General features: G+C 44.0%; 17 protein-coding genes. 2 read left to right on the top strand and 15 right to left on the bottom strand.

The window, feature by feature from the left end; translation table 11 throughout:
* Nucleotides 1-93: 93 nt before the first annotated feature.
* The 15 genes from UYC_RS0101115 to UYC_RS0101045 form a co-directional block, all read right to left on the bottom strand.
* The gene (locus tag UYC_RS0101115; RefSeq protein WP_016877555.1) at nt 94-516 is read right to left on the bottom strand and encodes a heavy metal-responsive transcriptional regulator; all 423 of its coding nucleotides are present in this window, start codon (nt 514-516) and stop codon (nt 94-96) included.
* A gap of 395 nt (nt 517-911) precedes the next feature.
* Complete coding sequence (locus UYC_RS0101110; protein ID WP_016877554.1) at nt 912-4,052, bottom strand: efflux RND transporter permease subunit; 3,141 nt, start codon at nt 4,050-4,052, stop codon at nt 912-914.
* 28 nt (nt 4,053-4,080) lie between these two features.
* Nucleotides 4,081-5,484 carry an efflux RND transporter periplasmic adaptor subunit gene (locus UYC_RS0101105; RefSeq protein WP_016879200.1) on the bottom strand — a complete coding sequence of 468 codons (1,404 nt, stop codon included), beginning with the start codon at nt 5,482-5,484 and terminating at the stop codon, nt 4,081-4,083.
* Nucleotides 5,485-5,576: 92 nt separating this feature from the next.
* The gene (gene fldA / locus UYC_RS0101100) at nt 5,577-6,128 is read right to left on the bottom strand and encodes a flavodoxin FldA (protein WP_016877552.1); all 552 of its coding nucleotides are present in this window, start codon (nt 6,126-6,128) and stop codon (nt 5,577-5,579) included.
* Between the two features lie 108 nt (nt 6,129-6,236).
* Entirely contained in the window at nt 6,237-6,434 is a 198-nt protein-coding gene (locus UYC_RS0101095; protein WP_016877551.1) for a heavy-metal-associated domain-containing protein, read from the bottom strand.
* A gap of 580 nt (nt 6,435-7,014) precedes the next feature.
* Nucleotides 7,015-7,428 (bottom strand): heavy metal-responsive transcriptional regulator, encoded by a 414-nt coding sequence (locus tag UYC_RS0101090; RefSeq protein ID WP_016877550.1) that lies wholly within the window; start codon nt 7,426-7,428, stop codon nt 7,015-7,017.
* 163 nt (nt 7,429-7,591) lie between these two features.
* Nucleotides 7,592-8,542, bottom strand: coding sequence for a cupredoxin domain-containing protein (locus UYC_RS0101085; protein ID WP_016877549.1), 951 nt, complete (start codon nt 8,540-8,542; stop codon nt 7,592-7,594).
* A 145-nt stretch (nt 8,543-8,687) separates the two neighbouring features.
* A complete protein-coding gene (locus tag UYC_RS0101080) occupies nt 8,688-10,946 on the bottom strand; it encodes a heavy metal translocating P-type ATPase (protein WP_016879199.1) in 2,259 nt (752 codons plus the stop codon).
* A 174-nt stretch (nt 10,947-11,120) separates the two neighbouring features.
* Nucleotides 11,121-11,783: a hypothetical protein gene (locus UYC_RS0101075; RefSeq protein ID WP_235083048.1), complete on the bottom strand. Its 663-nt coding sequence runs from the start codon at nt 11,781-11,783 to the stop codon at nt 11,121-11,123.
* Nucleotides 11,784-12,237: 454 nt separating this feature from the next.
* Nucleotides 12,238-12,597 carry a helix-turn-helix domain-containing protein gene (locus UYC_RS0101070; protein WP_016877546.1) on the bottom strand — a complete coding sequence of 120 codons (360 nt, stop codon included), beginning with the start codon at nt 12,595-12,597 and terminating at the stop codon, nt 12,238-12,240.
* A 98-nt stretch (nt 12,598-12,695) separates the two neighbouring features.
* Complete coding sequence (locus UYC_RS0101065; protein ID WP_016879198.1) at nt 12,696-13,874, bottom strand: FAD binding domain-containing protein; 1,179 nt, start codon at nt 13,872-13,874, stop codon at nt 12,696-12,698.
* 58 nt (nt 13,875-13,932) lie between these two features.
* Nucleotides 13,933-15,216 carry an FAD-dependent oxidoreductase gene (locus tag UYC_RS0101060; protein WP_235083046.1) on the bottom strand — a complete coding sequence of 428 codons (1,284 nt, stop codon included), beginning with the start codon at nt 15,214-15,216 and terminating at the stop codon, nt 13,933-13,935.
* Between the two features lie 5 nt (nt 15,217-15,221).
* Nucleotides 15,222-15,866, bottom strand: coding sequence for a DsbA family oxidoreductase (locus tag UYC_RS0101055; RefSeq protein WP_016877542.1), 645 nt, complete (start codon nt 15,864-15,866; stop codon nt 15,222-15,224).
* Nucleotides 15,863-15,988 carry a hypothetical protein gene (locus UYC_RS39815; protein WP_268744017.1) on the bottom strand — a complete coding sequence of 42 codons (126 nt, stop codon included), beginning with the start codon at nt 15,986-15,988 and terminating at the stop codon, nt 15,863-15,865. The genes UYC_RS0101055 and UYC_RS39815 overlap by 4 nt, the downstream gene beginning before the upstream one ends.
* 214 nt (nt 15,989-16,202) lie before the next feature.
* Nucleotides 16,203-16,787: a TetR/AcrR family transcriptional regulator gene (locus UYC_RS0101045; protein ID WP_016877540.1), complete on the bottom strand. Its 585-nt coding sequence runs from the start codon at nt 16,785-16,787 to the stop codon at nt 16,203-16,205.
* 627 nt (nt 16,788-17,414) lie between these two features.
* On the opposite strand from UYC_RS0101045, the gene UYC_RS0101040 reads away from it, so the two are divergent.
* Both UYC_RS0101040 and UYC_RS0101035 read left to right on the top strand, forming a co-directional pair.
* Nucleotides 17,415-18,011, top strand: coding sequence for a glutathione S-transferase family protein (locus UYC_RS0101040; RefSeq protein WP_016877539.1), 597 nt, complete (start codon nt 17,415-17,417; stop codon nt 18,009-18,011).
* 305 nt (nt 18,012-18,316) lie between these two features.
* Nucleotides 18,317-19,105, top strand: a complete 789-nt coding sequence (locus tag UYC_RS0101035) for a class I SAM-dependent methyltransferase (protein ID WP_016877538.1) — start codon at nt 18,317-18,319, stop codon at nt 19,103-19,105.
* Nucleotides 19,106-19,266: the final 161 nt, after the last annotated feature.

Genomic DNA, 19,266 nt, shown 5'->3' with positions numbered 1-19,266 from the left:
TAATACTCCTTATGGAAATACCTTGTAGCATGAGGGAAACCGAGTTTTGCCTATCTACAAAAGTCGCTGCGCGTCTAGTGCTTTCTCATCAGCTTAATTGTTTAAGTTTTTTTCAATAACAGGACAAATTGTTTGCTCTGGAGTTTCAGGTATAATTTCCCAACCTGAAAGCAGTCCTTCTAACTCTTGCCTCAGAATGAGTAATTGCTGAATTTGTTCATCAATGGCTATCAGCTTATCTTTTAACTTAGTTTTTATATGTTCGCAGGGTAAGTCGCCCCCATCATGAACATCTAAGAATTCCTTAATTTCTAATAAAGATAACCCAAGGCTTTGGGCACGTTTGATAAAGTTCAAGCGAGCCAAAACATCAGAGTGAAATAATCTAAATCCACCCTCGGTTCGACCTGATGCTTTGAGTAGACCTAACTCTTCATAGTAGCGAATTGTTTTAATCGGTATGCCGCTAGACTTAGCAACTGAACCAATAAGTTTTACCTCTTCTTGGATTAACATATTTAGCTGCCTTTTAACTAAATACAACTACCAGTTTTATGGTAGACTCTCTAGTTAGCTGGAGAGTCAAGTAGAAACAGTATCATCTCGCTAATTATTTGCTATATGTGACTCAAACTTTACTTGCCTGGTTGATGCCAAGTTTTCGGTACGTCCGCGAACCACAAACAAATCTTAACTACTCGCGATATACGGAATAGGCACCACGAATAAACTCAGGAAGTAGAGACAAGCATCCCGCTATCGATAGCTGTACCAAAAGATTTTCTGCTAACTGCCCCTGCTAATTTCACATTTATCGATTGGTTTTTAACACTTATTACATTGATGAATCGAATCCGAGGCGCTATTCCAAACTCCTTAGAATTCGGGCATTTATTATTTTCCTCTGCTGCTTAGTGATGTAATAGCGAATTGCGCGATCGCACCAGCTGTTGGCGAATCTTAATAATAATGATGTAGAGTATTGGCACTACAAACAAGCTCAAGAACGTAGAAACGAACATCCCACCAAAAACTGCTGTCCCCAATGACAGTCGGCTGGCAGATCCAGCTCCTGTTGCAACAAGCAATGGATAGCTGCCGATCAAAGTTGAAACCGTTGTCATGAGGATAGGACGCAATCGTGCTTGTGCAGCTTGCACTACTGCCTTAGTAATTGAAAGTCCCTGCTCTCGTAGCTGGTTGGCAAATTCTACAATCAAAATCGAATTCTTGCTGGCTAAACCAATCAGCATGACTAAACCAACTTGACAGTAAACATCGTTGTACAAACCCCGTAGAGATTGAGCTGATAAAGCTCCCAAGACTGCCAAGGGAACTGCCAGCATAATGATTAAAGGATCGACAAAATTGTTGTATTGCGCTGCCAGTACAAGGAAAACAAAAAAGACCCCCAAACTGAAAATAATTGGAGCTTGACCGCCAGATTCTACTTCTTCTAAGGAGATACCTGACCATTCAAAACCGAAATTTGCGGGTAAAACCTCAGCCGCTAGCTTTTCCATTGTCTCAATTGCTTGCCCAGAACTAAACCCAGGAGCAGCTGCTCCGTTGATTTCTATGGAGCGGTAAAGGTTGTAGTGATTAATTGTTTGTGCCCCAGTTGTTGATTTCATCGTTACAACGTTACTAAGGGGTATCATGTTGCCAACTCTTGAGCGCACATACAAGCGACCAACATCCTTTGGGTTAGAGCGAAATTGCGAGTCTGCTTGAACATAAACGCGGTATGTTCGACCGAATTCGTTGAAGTCATTCACATAGCGCGAACCGATAAATGTTTGTAGCGTACTGAAAATTTCATCAATCGGAATCTGTAGAGCTTCTGCTTTGCTTCGATCTACTTCAATCATCAACTGGGGCGCGTTGGCAGTATAGGTACTAAAGACTCCTTGCAATCCTGGAGTTTGATTGGCGCGGCTAATTAGCTCGTTTTTGACTCGATCCAGTGCATTAATATCTCGATTGCTTTGATCGCCTCGGTCTTGGAGTTGAAACACAAAACCACCTACACTACCGAGACTCTGGATAGTTGGAGGATTGACGGCTAGAACAGGTGCTTCTGGAATTCCCATCAAGGGTGCGCGTACCCGATTGAGAATTGCTGATACCGATTGCTCTGGTCTTTGCCGCTCTGACCACGATTTGAGGGGAGCCATAATCAATCCGCGATTGGGAGTGTTGCCGCTAAAACTAACACCACCCATTGCAAATACGCCTTCAATCTCAGGGACGTTGAGTAATTCTTTTTCGGCTTTCATAACGACTGAGCGAGTGTAATTTAACGAAACCCCATCCGGCCCCTGAATCAGGTTGACAAAATAGCCTTGGTCTTCCTCTGGCAGAAATGCTTGAGGAACACGCAGATACAACCAGCCTGTAAGTACCAAAGATACAGTAAATAACAGCAACACAACCATCTTAAAGTGAGTGACAGTGCCAAGAATCCGTTGATAGCCTCTACGCATCCAGTCTAAAAGGTCATTTACCCTTGCAAAAAACCAGCCGAGCCAGCCGCGTGGTTGTTGTCCTCGACGTAGCAACATGGCGGACACGGCAGGAGTAAATGTAATGGCATTAAAGGTGGAAAGCGTAGTTGAAAATGCGATCGTCAGTGCAAATTGTTTGTATAGTTGTCCTGTTGTTCCCGGAAAGAAGCCAACTGGAACAAAAACCGCCATGAGAACTAGCGAAGTGGCAATTACGGCTCCAAACAGTTCGTGCATTGCTTGAGAAGCCGCCTGACGCGGACTGATACTTTTTTCCTCAAGCAAACGAACCACATCTTCAACAATAATGATTGCATCATCGACAACCATTCCGGTCGCCAAGGTTAAACCAAATAAAGTCAGACTATTAAGTGAAAAATTAAACACTTTGACAAATGCAAAGGTGCCAATTAAGGAAACCGGAATCACGATCGCTGGAACAATGGTAGTCCGCCAATCTTGCAAGAAAATGAAAATCACTCCCACAACTAGTACAATCGATTCAATTAGCGTTTTGACCACTTCCCAGAAGGATGCTTCAACAAATCGAGAGGAATCATAGGGGATTTCATAGGTTAATTCTGGTGGAAAATTCTTTGCTAGTCGTGCCATTTCTGCCTTAGCCGCCTTAGCAATTTCTAAGGCGTTACTACCAGGAATCTGGATGATTTGATAGCCTACAGAGATGTGACCGTTATAGCGAGCAAATGTGCTGTAACTTTCTGCCCCCAGTTCCGCCCGCCCAACATCTTTCAGTTTGATTAGCGTCCCGTCATTTCCTGCTTTGAGGATAATATTCTCAAACTCCTCGGCTTCTCGCAGTCGTCCAACGGCTTGCAAATCGATCTGAAACTTTTGCCCATCGGGGGCGGGTGGTTGTCCGATCGCACCGATGCCTAACTGCAAATTTTGTTGATTGAGGGCATTTACCACATCTTGAGCCGTCAGATTACGACCAGCAAGGCGATTGGGATCGAGCCAAATTCGCATGGCATAGCGACGTTCTCCAAAGGATAGGACATTTCCCACACCATTGATACGTCTGAGTGGGTCTAACACATACAAATCTGCATAGTTACTAATAAACGTATCATCGTAGCGATCGTCCTCGCTGTATAATGCCATCGCTAAAACAATCCCACTTGATTGTTTTGTAACCGCAACTCCTGTCTTTTGTACCACTTCTGGTAATTTGGGTTGTGCCAGCAAGACACGATTCTGTACATCAGAGGCTGCAACATTGATATCATAGCCCTGCTCAAAAGTAATGGTAATTGTGCTATTACCATCATTGCTGCTGGTCGAATTCATATATCTCATGCCTTCGACCCCATTAATCTGTCGCTCTAAAACCGATGTCACGGTTTCTTCGACAATTTGGGCACTGGCTCCAACATAGTTAGCTGTGACGCTAATTTGAACGGGGCTAATGTCTGGATACTGCTCTACGGGCAACGTAGGAATGCTGATTAGCCCCAATACCAAAACTATCAGGGAGCAGACGATCGCAAAGACGGGTCGCTTGATGAAGAAATCTGCGAACATAAGTCAGTAGCAGAATAAACATTGCTAATCAATTGCTTTTCTTGGATTCAGGAACAATTGGCGCACCATCCCTTAAACCAAGCAAACTAGAGATGATGATTCGTTCTCCGGGCTGCAATCCTTTCAAAACCTGGTATTGATTGTCTTCAATACTGCCTAGTTCAACAGGTTTTTGCCGAGCCACAAACTGAGATTGGGCAGATTGCGTTCGCGATTCGGAAACTACAAACACAAACGTCTCTTTGGCTAAACGAGTTACAGCGGTTGTGGGAATGCGGACTCCAGGACGCCGATCCAAAATCACCCGCGCTCGAACAAATTGGTCGGTTCGCACTCTAGCTTGAGAATTATCCAACAGCGCCTTGACGAGTACCGATTGTGTCTGATTCGCCGTATTGGGTGCAATGAAAAATACGCGACTGATACCGACCTTTCGCCCAGAACCGTCTACCAACTCTACTAAACTTCCTAACCGCAATTGAGCTACCTGTTCTGCTGGAACCGAAATGTTAACCTCTAATAAACCATTTTCAGAAACGGTGATTAACTGGGTAGACGTATCGACAAAATCACCCACTTTAACGGGAATATCACCCACAATACCTGCAAACGGCGCGGTAATTGTATAAAACTGAAGCTCTGCTGCTTGCTCCTTTACATTTGCCTGAGCTTGGTTGACTAACCTCTGGTTCTTAATAATTGTTGCCTTTGCCTTAGCGATCGCTGCCTGTGCTCTAGTAATCATGGCTTCTTGGGCTGCAATATCAGCATCCGTCTGAGCAAGCTTGGCTTTGGCTGCTTCTAAGCTGTTTCGCCTTTGCTCTAGGATTTGCAAACTGGCAGCTCCTTCTCGATATAGTCGGTTGAAGCGCTCGTACTCGCGCTGATTGAGTTTTAGATCGGACTGTTCGGAAACTCGCCGAGCTTGTAACGCTTTGAGTGTCGCTGTTGCATTTTTTGCTTCGGCTTGAGCACTTGCTACTTCTGCTTGGGCTGTTTGTAAATCAGCCTGAGTGGACTCATAAGCTGCAATTCTACTGTCAACAGAAGCCTGTTGCTGCTTTGCATCAACCTTCAAAATTGGAGTACCTTTTTTAACCCGATCCCCTGCCCGAACAAGTATCTGAGAGACCTGACCCTGAATTCTCGGTCGTAGAGTGACAGAACGACGAGACTGAAGACTCGCAACAAATTCAGCACTTTCCTCTATAGTGGCACTTTGCACCGTCGCAACTTGTACCTTTGTTGCTGGGGGTTGGCTAGCTGCCGTTGGAGGTGATTCCTTGTCCGGAGCGAGAAACTGCCAAAATCCAACGCCGCCGCCAACTAGGAGCAAGGCTAACATTGCCCAGAAGCCCGGTGTTAACTTTGGTGCGAACTGACGTTTACTATTTGAAGGTTGAGACTCAAAAGATTCCATAGTTTCTTTCATTCTTTACTTATGGCGAAAAAGCCGCTAGTTAGAGGCTCATATCTTGCATCTGTGCTCTTGTCCGCTAAGAAATAAATTTCTTGGCTACCAAGCTAAAGTTCGATAAAGCTATCTTCATGAAACTTGGCTCCAGAGCGTGTAAATTCCTGTTTCAACTGAGCAACCCAAGTTTTGATCCGTTCCTGCGTTAACTCAGATTGGTTATCTTCATCTAGCGCTAAACCAACAAACTTACCGTCACGCACTGCTTTTGACTCCGTAAAGTCGTACCCCCCAGTTGACCAATAGCCGACGGTTTCACCCCCAAGTTCTGAAATCTTTTCTTCTAAGATGCCCATTGCGTCTTGAAAAGAGTCGGGGTAGCCGTTCTGGTCACCAACCCCAAAGTAAGCAACTTTCTTGCCGTTAAAATCGATATTGTCTAGCTCGTCAAAGAAATTATTCCAGTCGTATTGCAATTCACCTATATTCCAGGTAGGACATCCGATGATGATGTAGTTGTAGTTCTCGAAATCGCTCGATTCTACTTTAGAAATGTCGTAGATATCGACAACGCTGTCGCCACCAAACTCTTTCTGAATAAGTTCGGCTTCCGTTTGGGTATTCCCAGTTTGAGTTCCGTAAAATAAGCCAATTTTAGCCATTTTTCCTCCTTGCCGATCGGCGTAAAAATGTTTGAAAGTTTTTCGGAAGTTCAGCTATCAGCTTGTGCTCTGCTGATAGCTGATGGTGGAATAATAGAGGAATGTAAATTAAGCAGCTGGTGGATAGCCTGCTGACGCGATCGCTGTCTCAATAGCTGTTCTGGATGCTTGAGTTTCTACGTTGATTAATTTCGTTTTTGGATCGGTCTGAACAGTAGCGTTAGCATCAACCTTTTGAATTGCTTCAGTGATAGTTTTGGCGCAAGCAGAGCAAACCAGTTTATGAACTTTAAATTGTAATGTCATAGCTGTCAATAACCTTTTTTTGGATAATTTGTTGTGGAGTTATATGTGTAATTGAAGAACTCCAACTCATCTAAAATCACTTTAAATCCTCCATTTAACTGGAGAGTCAAGGGGGTATGCAAAAAAATTTATTGAGTGTTTAGTGAAATCTTTTTAAGATAAGAGTGTTTTCCGATATATCCCAGTTTTTTATTTAATTTTCTTTTAATAAGGGTAAAGTTTCTTTAAAAAACAAAACTAGGATACTTCCAATTACCTAGTGCTTAATCATGGGAGCGCGAGGAGCAAAAACTGAATTTACCAAGGAGTAAAAACCAAACTTGTGAGTAAACTAATAGCTGACAAAAGTTGAATAAGCTTCCTATGCCATCGCTAAAATTGATGCTAATATAGGTAGTTATTAGACCCTTTAGCAGCAAAACAAGAAAGAACAGAAACATATATACTCATTACCTCCAAGTTAATCAGCGCTATAGCCACCTTATAACTTAGAGTAGATTAAGCTCTCTATTTAACTAGAGAATCAAGTTATTTGAGAATCAAAAATTGCAGATTATTCTGCTCATTACAGAATTGATTTTTAAGTCGGCTCGATAATTGGACAAATTGTATTTTCAGATATTTCAGAAACAGGTTTCCAGTCCGAAAGTAGCCTTTCTAACTCTAACTTCAATACTTGTAGCTGTTCGATTTGGTATTCGATTTCTGCAATTTTATCATTCAGTTTTACTTTAATATGGTCGCAGGGCAAGTCCCCTTGGTCATGCACATCCAAAAACTCTTTAATCTCTAACAAGCTCAATCCAAGGCTCTGGGTACGCTTGATAAAGCTTAGGCGGGCAAAAACACTGGAGTTAAATAATCGAAATCCACCCTCAGTCCTGCCCGAAGCTTTGAGCAAGCCCAGGTCTTCATAGTAACGAATCGTTTTGATAGGAATGCCGCTTTCCTTAGCAACTAAACCAATTTGCTTCTGGGTTTCTTGGGCTAACATCATTCACTCCTAATTATTAACAACACGTGTAATCAAGGAAACCGTATAGTTAACTTTGTATCTCATCCATATTAGGTATTTGTCTAAAGAACTGTGCCCAGCGTTTGGGAAAGTGTTGCTTGCTAGTTACCAAGCTCACGCTGGGCACAGATGCTCCCGGTTTTCATGCTGAAATCTGCGTAGAAAACTGCTGTGTGCGAAGAGCATTGGATGGCTCTACTTCTATCACACCACGAAACATATTCATGCCACAGGTAAAGGCGTATTCTCCAGCTTTTTCAGGTGTGAACTCGATTGTAGTTGTTTCATTTAAGGGTAGATCGGCAGCAATGCCAAAATCAGGAATCAGTACTTGAGCAAGGCAACCACTGGGATCTTGACGCAGAAAGTTAAGTTGAACTCTTTGCCCTGCTTTAACTACAATATGGTTGGGTGTGTAGCCTTTATCAACCTGAACAGTGATTCTCTGGACTCCCTGTTCTACAATGGCGTGTACAGCGTCTGTTCCATTCTTGTTCTGGTTTGCAGGTGTTGTCATTATTGGTTGAATATCTGCCATAATTTCATCCTCTTTTGGAGATTGAACTTGCCCAGCTTCGACTTTAACTTCGCCTCGAAACATATTCATGCCGCAGGTAAAGGTGTAAGTTCCTGGCTCGTTAGGAGTGAACTCAATTGGAGTAACTTGGTTTAGGGGTAGCTCTTGGGCAATATGGAAATCAGGAAATCGGATTTCTTCAAGGCAGCTGCTAGGGTCTTTACGGTAGAAATTGAGCCGCACTCTTTGAAGAGCATTAACTACCACTTGGCTTGGTTCATATCCACCATCAACGGTAATTGTTATCTCCTGAATGCCCTGCTTTGATTGTGCTTTTTGCGATTTTGGCTTACTCAGCAAAAACCACCATAACTCCAGTCCTATCAATCCTAATCCGCCAGCTGTAACAGCTGCTTTTGCCCATAAGGGTTGTTCGATGCGATGGAACTGACTTGTTTGTTTCGTTTGAGATGGTTGCATTTGTTCGTGGGACATCTGTGCAACTGCTTTGTTAGAAGCAATTCCAAACACCAATCCCAAACTTGCAACACTACCAATGATTGCTATTTTGTTCATTATTTAAACGTCTCCGTTGGCGAATATAACTACATTGCAAGCTATGCTAATGCGCCGGAAATAGCTCCAAGTAAAAATCCAAATCCTGCTAAGGTTGCGAAAAATGTTACTTTCTTAAGCATTGTTATTACTCCCTGTGATTTATTTAACTAATTGTTTTAGGTTGAAACTTACGCAAACGCAGGGCATTCGTCACTACCGAAACAGAACTAAACGCCATTGCTGCGCCTGCAATAATGGGACTAAGCAACCAACCGAAGAAGGGAAAGAGAATTCCGGCTGCAATTGGAATACCAGCGACGTTATAGATAAAGGCGAAGAAGAGATTCTGACGAATGTTACGAATCGTGGCACGAGAAAGTTGAATGGCGGTAACAATCCCCTGTAAATCCCCAGAGATCAGGGTAATGTCACTAGCCGCGATCGCTACATCTGTTCCTGTTCCAATTGCCATCCCGACATCGGCTTGAGCCAGCGCCGGTGCATCATTGATGCCATCCCCCACCATTGCCACAATTTTGCCTTCCGACTGAATTTTCTCGACGGTCTCGGCTTTCTGATCCGGGCGGACTTCAGCAAAGACTCGCTTGATGCCCACTTCACGAGCAATCACTTCGGCAGTGCGGCGATTGTCTCCGGTTAACATTACTACTTCCAATCCCATTTTCTGCAATGTGCGAATCGCGTTTACAGAAGACGGTTTCACCGCATCAGCAATGCCCATAATCCCTTGGACTTTGCTATTGACTGCAATCCAGATCACCGTTTTACCAAGATATTCCAGGCGATCCCAATCTTCCTGCAATGCACTTGTATTAATGCCTAACTCTCTCATCCAACGGTGGGTGCCAATTTGTACCCATTGATTTGACACAGACCCTTGCACACCGCTACCAGCGATCGCTTCAAACTCCTGTGTATCCCTCAAGTCCACACCTTGAGATTGAGCATAATTCACAACTGCCTCCGCTAGTGGATGTTCTGAATTGCGTTCGACAGATGCTGCAAGGCGCAGAAGGTTTAGCTCATTGCCGTTGGCTGTACCGTTGACAGTTACAAAATCGGTGACAGTCGGCTTACCTTGCGTAATTGTACCTGTTTTATCGAGAACGACAGTCTTGAGCTTGTACGCGAGTTCTAGACTTTCTGCCCCTTTGATGAGAATACCATTTTCTGCACCCTTGCCTGTTCCCACCATGATAGAAGTTGGCGTTGCTAAACCAAGAGCACAGGGACAAGCAATAATTAACACACCGACAGTGGTAATTAGTGCCATCGTCACATTGCCCATAATGTTATACCAGAGGATGAAAGTGAGAATGGCGATCGCAATCACAGCAGGCACAAACCATCCGGTTACTTGGTCGGCTAGCTTTTGAATCGGTGCTTTTGAACCTTGCGCTTGCTGCACTAACTTGACAATCTGCGCCAAAAATGTATCTTTACCGACTCGTGTTGCACGGAATTTGAAACTACCAGTTTTGTTGATCGTGGCTCCAATCACTTCATCACCCGGTTGCTTCTTCACAGGCACACTTTCACCTGTTACCATCGCCTCATCAATAGTTGAGGAACCATCAATAATCTCGCCATCTACTGGAATCTTTTCACCTGGACGTACTAGGATGACATCCCCCACCACCACTTCCGCGATCGGAATATCAACTTCTTGACCATTGCGAATCACTCGTGCGGTTCTCGCCTGCAACCCCATGAGCTTACGAATTGCCTCCGAGGTTTGTCCCTTCGCTCGGTTCTGTAACAATCCTCCCAACAGAATCAACGCAATAATAACGGCTGCCGCCTCAAAGTATACGTCCGGGTTGAATCCTTTGTTAATGAACCACTGCGGAAAGAATGTCGGAAATAAGGAGTAAAGGTAGGCTGTCCCAGTGCCAATCGCCACCAGCGTATCCATTGTTGCTGTATGGCGCTTTAAGGCTTTCCAGGCATTGACAAAGAATTCACTCCCTGCCCAAAACAGTACGGGAGTTGTGAGGACGAGCTGGAGCCAGGGATTGTGTAACCACATGGGGATGAAGGGAATGTGCAACCCAGTCATGGCGGGCAGTGACCCAATCACCAGCACAGCACTGACAATGCCACTGAGCCAAAGCTTGCGGGTTAACTTGCGGTTCTCAGCTTGTCGTTCTCGCCGTTCCGTATCATCTTCGGGAGCAAGGACATCATCTTGTATGGGTTGAGCCAAATATCCAGCCGCATCAACCGCTTCCTGAATTGCAGTTATGTCTGTTTTACCAGAATCGTAGGTGACAGTAACTTGCTCAGCCCCGAAGTTCACACTACACGCTTCTACTCCTGGTACTGAGCGAATAGCGTCTTCAATGGTATTGGCACATGAAGCGCAACTCATGCCCCGTAGTTTTAAGTTTGCTGTATCCATTTATTACCCTCATCTCTCCAAAAGATAGGATGAATGATTAGACCTTGATGGCGATCCAACCAGTGACCATGAACGCTTTGAACTATCTTTAGTTTGCACTCTCCAGTTGACTGGAGAGTCAAGGGAGAGCGCAAGCGAATTTTGAAAATCTGTCAAAAGAAAGAACCTCTTAGTTTAAAGGGTTTCACGATCGGCAACCCGCACAACAAAGGGTACAGTAATCACAAGTCCGTGGCGCTGGAACTGTGCCCATATTTTGTAAAGTCCAGCGTGGGGAAAGGTGGTGTGTGCGCTAATCAGCGTGGCGCTGGAGTGGAATGTGTGTAGCTTGTTAGATTGTGTTTGTTGATGATGGGCAGATGATATGACTGCATGACTAGCACTATGTGCTGTCGATACTTCGTGTGGTTCCATAGGATGGACATGCAGAAATTCAGCACCGTTTTCACTAATAATGACGAAGTGGGCAAGGGCACCAAGATAAGGTTGAAGATCGGTGACTGGCTCGTTTGTCTGCTCATCTTCAACTGCAAAGTCGAGCATTACTGCTTCACCTGCACGTAATGGTTGATTTGACTTCATGGTGACTCGCAAGCCATCTACAGTCTTGGTTGTGCTTTCGTCTTCAAAGAGGGCGATCGCCTCACGCGCTTCTCCACGAATTTGCAGGCTGAGTTGATCAACAACTTGGTGAGTGTCCGGTGTGTAATCGACGTAGAGCCAATAATTACCAGTTCGTGGAAAGAGATGCGTGACGCGAAAACTGCCATCCGCTTCTTGTTTTGGATGTAAATGATAGAACTCACTAAGATCATCAGATATGATTAGCAGGTGCATTGCCTGTTCATGGACGATTTGGAGATTACAGACAACCTCCCCTTCCGCATTCCGTATTGTGAAAACAAGTGCTACTGTCTCGCCCGCATTAACTTCGGCAGGCTCTGATTTGAATTCAGTGCGATAAACACGTGCAGTTGTAGTTGCAAGCGTATTTTCGGCTAAAGTCATGATTTCAATCCTCTGCAATAAACTACTTTCATCTTGAAGTCTCTAGTACGCTGGAAAGTCAAGAGCTACGAGAAAAGATTTTTGTAAAATCCACAAAGCGAAGCTGAAGCAGCTTGGATACTTGGTCTTCCAGACCTCTCTAGTTGGCAACAGTATGGTCTATGTGCCAAAATCTACAGCATACTGGAATTAACTATAAAAATTTGCTTAAATTGTAGTCTTTAGATTTCTTGCGAAAGTTTGGAATTCTTGCTGTTTTTTCAAGTGTTGTCTCTTGGTGATATCAGAGCTGTTGTTGATAGGTTCTGGGAGACATTCCTACAGCTTTCCGGAAAGCCGTTGCGAACGTACTTTGCTCTGAGTAACCGCATTGAAAAGCAATGTCTGCAATGGTTATTTTCTTCTGCTTTAGCAGCTGCTTTGCCCGCTCTATCCGCTGCTGTATCAAATACTTGTGAGGAGATATCCCCATTAATTGCTTGAACAAGCGGCAGAAATAGTATTTGCTCATGCCAAATTCAATAGCAATCGCTTCTAGCGATAAATCCTCACCTAAATGTTCATTTATATAAGCGCTCGCTTGATTCAGCTTGTGTTTCGGTAATCCCCTACATTCAAAGCTTGGCTCTCGCTCCACATTCATAATTGTTTTCTCCTCAAAACACCTACTAGCGTCGTTTAGTTGAACCCGAAATCCAATGGTGGTGGCTTTGTGCGGTTAATAAGCTCTATCATGACAAGTCAGACATGCCGCAGAGCCGTTGTAGCCCCATCAAAGCGCTTTGTGCCATAGACGAATTGAGAGTTTTCTCCCAGCGATTGACCGTGTTTCATCAAATGCAACCCATAGGCAAGTTGCTCTGGTTCCCAGATATCTAAAGCTTGAGGAACATGGTGGTTCTGTTCAAGTAGAGCATCTGCAAGGGCGATCGCATTAGCAGCAGCTTTCGAGGTGCTGGCAGCCGTGTGAGGACGAGGAATGAAGGCAGCATCCCCAACTAAGGCGACTCGTCCAAAGATCATTTGCGGTACTCCTAGATCTAAAATTGCTTGCACAAACGGTTCTTTTGTAGCAGCAACCAGCTTTTGAAAGGGTGGAGCCAGTACCGCAGCAGCATAGGATCGCATCTGTTGCTCAACAGTGAGAGCTAAAAATCCTGGAGGAACTGAATAATCTCGCCGTCTTCCCTCTTTGTCAGTCAGAATTTGGGGTAGTTCTGTCGTTTCATCGTAGTTGACATACCAAACCCAGTTAAAGCGGCGTTCTCCGGGCACAAGCGATTCATTCTCACCGGGAACCACATATTGCAGAATGTGGGAATTGGGAAACTGGAAGAAGACGAATCGTTCTGTAAAGAGAGCGGCTGTCGCTGGATCAAGATCTGCTTCATCCACTAATCCTCGATAACCGACGTATCCTGCATAGTGATAGTGATAAGTGGGCAAAAGCAGTTGACGCACCGTTGAACCAGGACCATCTGCACCCACCAGTAATGCAGCAGTGACGGAGGTGCCATCTGCGAATATTGCGGTAACATCTTCATTGGTTTGCTGAATATCCGTCAGTCGCTTTCCAGTATGGTAGTGTTCGACTGGAAAATGCCGCCGCATGGAGCCATAGAGCAGGTTCCAGGATGTTAAGGTTTGACGCATGGGCATTCGCATTTTAATGCTGCCATCTCGGTTGAGGTAATAGCGTTCCTGTGCAATGACACCCAGCGAATCAACTGGAATGCTTGCCCGTTGAAAAGCTTCGATGACATCGGTTTGCAGGACAATGCCACCACCGCGACTGTCAAGGGTATGGGTCGATCGCTCATAAATATCTACATTCCACCCGATTGATCGCAGCATGATTCCAGTAAATAAACCACCCAACGATCCACCAATGACAATGGCATATTTTTCTGTAGAGTTCATTGTTCAACTCCGATTCACTTTCTAGTTCAATCAACGTTTTTCTAAATAACCAATAAATCTAGGATTCGGCTAGAAACTTGTGGACAAACGTAACCGCCATTGCACCTTCTCCGACTGCCGAAGCAACTCGCTTAGTCGATCCATGCCGTACGTCACCCGCAGCAAACGATCCCGGAACACTGGTTTCAAGAAAATAAGGATCGCGATCGAGCGACCAGCAAGCAGGTAACTGACCATTCTTAAGCAAATCCGATCCGGTAATCAGATAACCTGCCTCATCCCTCACAATATTTGTGTCTTTTGCCCACTCCGTGTTAGGCACACCACCAATACAGATAAAGAGATATTGAGTATTAATGGTTCGCACCGAATTCTCACTATAGTCTGTAATTTCAACTTGCTGTAGGCTGCCTTCACCGACTAGTCCCGTGACTTGAGCATTAAAAAGCACCTCAACATTGGCGGTATTCAGGATGCGATCGATCAAATATTTTGACAGTGTAGCTGCCAGAGTGCTGCCACGAACAATCATCGTCACCTGCTTGGCATACTGTGAGAAGTGCATGACTGCTTGACCTGCTGAATTACCGCCACCAACCACGAGAACCTGCTGATTCCGGCACATTGACGCTTCACTCACACCCGCGCCATAAAATAGCCCCCGGTTCAGAAAGCGATCTTCATTGGGCAAATTTAACCGTCGATATTCTACGCCTGTCGCACAAATGTTGGTACGGGCAATCATTTTGCTGCCGTCTGCCATATCTACATAAATGCGATTGTTTCTAAATTCTGCCTTAATTCCTTCACGCAATAGCAAGAGTTCAACGCCAAATTTGACTGCCTGCTGACGCGCTCGTTCCGCTAATTCTGCACCCCGAATTCCTTCAGGAAATCCCATATAATTTTCAATTAGCGAACTGGTTCCAGCTTGACCCCCAACTGCCTGTCGCTCAATTAGGACAGTTCGCAATCCCTCAGAAGCCGCATAAACTGCTGCACTCAACCCCGCTGGCCCTGCTCCATAGATCGAAAGATCGTATTCTTTGAATCTAGGCTGTGCTACCCACCCCAACCTTTGAGCAATGTCGCGAACGGTTGGTGCAAACAGTCGAGTACCATCTGGAAATTCAACAACTGGTAAACGCAGATCGTTCAGGGCGGCAAATCCCAATTCTCGATGGCAGTCCTCATCGCTTGTGAGTTCAACCCAATCAAATTCAACAACACTTCGATTGAGAAAATCGCGGATTTCGTAAGCTTCTGCTAGATTGGGTTGACCATACAGCCGCACTTGGCTTTGATGTTTCGCTGAATTTGGGTAGTTTAGTTTAGTCATCATCGCACTTAAACCTTCTCTGATTCTGTTGCAGCAGAGCGCAGCGCAGCGAGAAAAATCTCGGTAGGCTGCCCACCCACTAACACTTCATTGCCAATGCGGATTGTGGGAACACTACGAATTCCTTGGGCGATCGCTCGACGTTTCAACGCTTCAACATCTTGAATCCCTGCTTGTGAAAGAAGAAATGTCTTGACTTGCGCTGAATCTAAACCAATCTCAGCAGCGAGATTTACTAGCGTGTCAACATCACCAATATCTTGACCCTCTGTGAAATAGGCTCTAAAAATACGTTCTGCCATGTCCGTTGCTTTACCCGCTTTACCTGCGAACCAGGTCAATCGGTGTGCTTTGAGTGTATTGGGAGTAACTTTCATCAAGTCGTAGCGAAATTCAATGCCGTTGGCTTGCCCTGCCTGCACCGTTTTGGCATCCAGTTGTTGTGAATATTCCCAACTGCCAAATTTATTGGTGCGGTAAGTTTTGCGATCCATACCCGCTTCTGGCATATCTGGGTTTAGCTCAAACGGATACCAGATGCGCTGAATTGCAACCGGAATATCCAGTTGTGCGATCGCTTTCTGCAAGTTGGTGTCTGCTACTAAACACCAGGGACAAATAAAATCTGAAGTCATTTCGATTGTTAAGGTCATGGCTGTTTTCCCTTTAAACGTATTGTCATTTCTGCATTTTTATCTCCAGTACAGAGTGAATTTTGGCTCAGTAGATCCGCGATCGCCTCAAGTAGTGCTTCTGGTGCAATGGGCTTAATCAAATGTCGGTGACCTTAGGATTCTCAATTTCAAGACGCTCTCCCAATCGTCGCTCCGAATTCACCTTTGGTCGCAAATGCAGGATTACCGAGAGCTTTAGCATTTCTTTTACTAATTGCTTTCATCTTTTCAATCCACTGTAGAAGATACTTCCGTGACTGTTACAGGTTTAACTAAATAAACCAGTCTGTCCAAAATGCCTAAAATAAAAATGCTTTATGTCAGTATCCGCTGAACTGCTTCTCGTGAACTTTGAATTGCCCAGATTGAACTGTAGACCTGACTCGTAATAATCGATCCCTCAAACAGAACATAAATTGTGTCAGCTAACGAAGCTACTTCAACCTTCTGAGGTGAGGCGGTTTTATCTACGAAAGATTGCACCAACTCCTTGATATACTCCCGCAACTCAGCTTTATGTACCACAATCATTCGCCGAATAACGCTATCCGGTATTGGAAACTCTGATGTCAAATTTAGAAAAGCGCAACCTCTGAACTTGCTGGTTGTAAGCCATTGCTCCAAAAAGGCAAAAAGACTCAGAATACGCTCTCGTGGTTCTACATGGGAGTCAACCTCTTGCTTCAACCAAGAAAACCAATCCCTGTGTCGTTTTTGCAAAAACGCAATACACAAATCCTTTTTAGAAGGAAAGTGATGATAAAAGCTCGCTTTCGCGACGCCTGCTTCCGCAATAATTTGGTTGATGCCAGTAGCATGATAACCCTGTTCATAGAATAAACGATAGGCGGTTTCCAGAATCCTAGTGCGCGAATCGCTAGATGTAACTGTTTTAGTCATATTGTCAAAATAAACTAGACAGACTTGTCTGTCAAGAGAATTGTATTCTGGTGCACGTACCCAAAGCTTCAAATCACTTTTTGTGCCTTATGCTGTAGTAGTGCGAAATAACTAAGGTGTAGCCTTCGCAGATACTTCTTTCAATTAGAATTGTGTCATTGAGCCATGTGTATACCACCTCATCTTGAATTTGTGGCTTGAAACTCTCAGGAGTTATACTCACAGAATTGGAGAATATGTGGTGGTACTTCTTGACTTTTTCTTGCTATCTATGTTTTCCTAAACCCTTACTTATTGAACAACTAATATTTATATTAAAAATTTAAAAAATCTTGTCTACTGAAGATAAGGAAGTTAAGGACAACCAATTTAGTCGATGTTAAGTTAATGCTTTTAAAGCATACTTTTATTGATAGCCAATAATTGAGAAAACTATTCCTGCTTAAGAAATTCAACAATCTTTCATGAACTGGATAGCAACGTTTTTTCTAGTTTGACAAATTTAAGAATAGAAAAAACTTAAGTTCATTATTAACTGCCCAATCTTCGCTACCCAAGGTCTGTCGTTTTTGAAAAACTGTAATTCAGTAGATGGAAACGTAACTTTGATAGAAACAGGAGGAATTAATGATCAAACTCTTCAACCATGAGTTATCAGGGAATAGCTATAAGGTACGACTAATGCTGTCGCTGCTTGGGCTGGAATACGAGGTTGTAGATATCGATCTTAAAGCTGGTGAAGCAAAATCTCCATGGCTTCTGAAAATGAACCCACTTGGCCAAATACCGATTCTCATGGACGGCGATTTAGTCATTTCTGATTCCCATGCAATTTTGGTATACCTTGCGCGTCGCTACGGAAATGAAGATTGGCTGCCAGTAGAAGCCGTGTCAATGAGTAAAGTAATTGAGTGGTTATCTATTTCTGCTAACGAGATTCAAAATGGTCCTTGTACTGCCAGACTGTACTTTGTTTTCAACGCAAAAATAGATCTGGATTTAGCGCAACAGAGAGCACATGAAGTCCTCAAAGTTATAGACAAATACTTGCAACAGCAGGACTGGCTTGTACTTAATCGTCCGACCATAGCAGATATTGCTTGTTACCCGTACATTGGGTTAGCACCAGAGGGAGGTATTTCTTTAGAAGCCTACCCAAATGTAGTTGCATGGATTAACAGAATTAAAGGACTTACAGGCTACATTGGTATGCCAGGCTTATAAGTTTTCTCATCCATCCACGACCTTGTGTTCAAATTTTTAGGAAGATTTTACAAAAATCATGCATCCACTACCTCTTACCTCTTAAGTCTTGTCATTGCCTACATCTTTTGAAATTTTTATCTACCAATTGTTTGAAGTGATAATTTATTTGTCAATGATCAAACTTGGTCAATATTGCGTAACAAAAGATATGAAGGTTTCAGAACCTCTGCTTGTGTCAAACAATCAGCCCTTTTAGAACGCAATGATAAGCAGAGAAGAGCTTCTCTAGACTACACAAGACAATCAAAATAAAGGTGCGTTACATGATTGAAGTAAATGAAATAAACCAGCGTGTACACGATGTTTGGAATGCAAATGCAGCTTGGTGGGACGCTGAAGTGGGAGAAACAGACTTCTCCCATGAGTACGTTATTAACCCTGCAATGGAGACACTCCTTGCTATTAAACCTGGTGAACGAGTGCTTGACGTTGCATGTGGCAACGGTACCTTCGCACGCCGTCTTGCTCGGTTAGGAGGATCGGTTCTGGCCTTCGATTTTTCAGAAGAACTCTTGAAGTGTGCCAAAGCTCGAACTATCAGCTCACCGGGAAGTATTGAGTACAGACTTATCGATGCGACTGATGCAGCTCAACTTGCTTCTTTGGGAGAGCGCTGCTTTGATGCTGCAGTGGTGTCAATGGCACTCATGGATATGGCAAACATCGAGCCTTTAATGCATGCTCTTAGTCGGTTGCTTGTCTCTAAGGGACGGTTAGTATTCTCAATTACTCATCCTTGCTTTAACTCGTTAGGAGGAACTCACACCCAATGGCTTGGTACAGAAGGCGTTTTGGTGAAGGATTATATACAGCCAGCGACAGGCAATGAAATAGCAAAGCCAGGTCAACCCATACGTCATCCTTTTTTTCACCGACCGTTGTGGCATCTGTTTGGGATCTGCTTTCAGGTAGGTTTTGTTCTTGATGGTCTTCTTGAGCCAGTTCCTCCAGAGTGGCTACAAACTGCTCAACCAGAAAAATGGAAGCGTTATGCTCGAATTCCGCATATTATGGTGACGCGCTGGCGTCTGTTGGGGCAATTTTCAGGATGAACGTAGTTTCCTAAGAGCGCCTCACGCAGCGATCGCACATCCATTATGGATGAAAGAAACACTACTCACTTTACACCCATGACACAAAAATCATCATGGAAAAAAGAGCGTTCTTGAGACAGCGTTTCTTGAGATAGCAGTAAATTTTTGTACTTCTTTTG

Source organism: Chlorogloeopsis fritschii PCC 6912 (genome assembly GCF_000317285.1).
Classification (GTDB): domain Bacteria; phylum Cyanobacteriota; class Cyanobacteriia; order Cyanobacteriales; family Nostocaceae; genus Chlorogloeopsis; species Chlorogloeopsis fritschii.
Note: the sequence above shows the minus strand (reverse complement) of the source record. Positions and strands in the feature narration are given on the sequence as shown.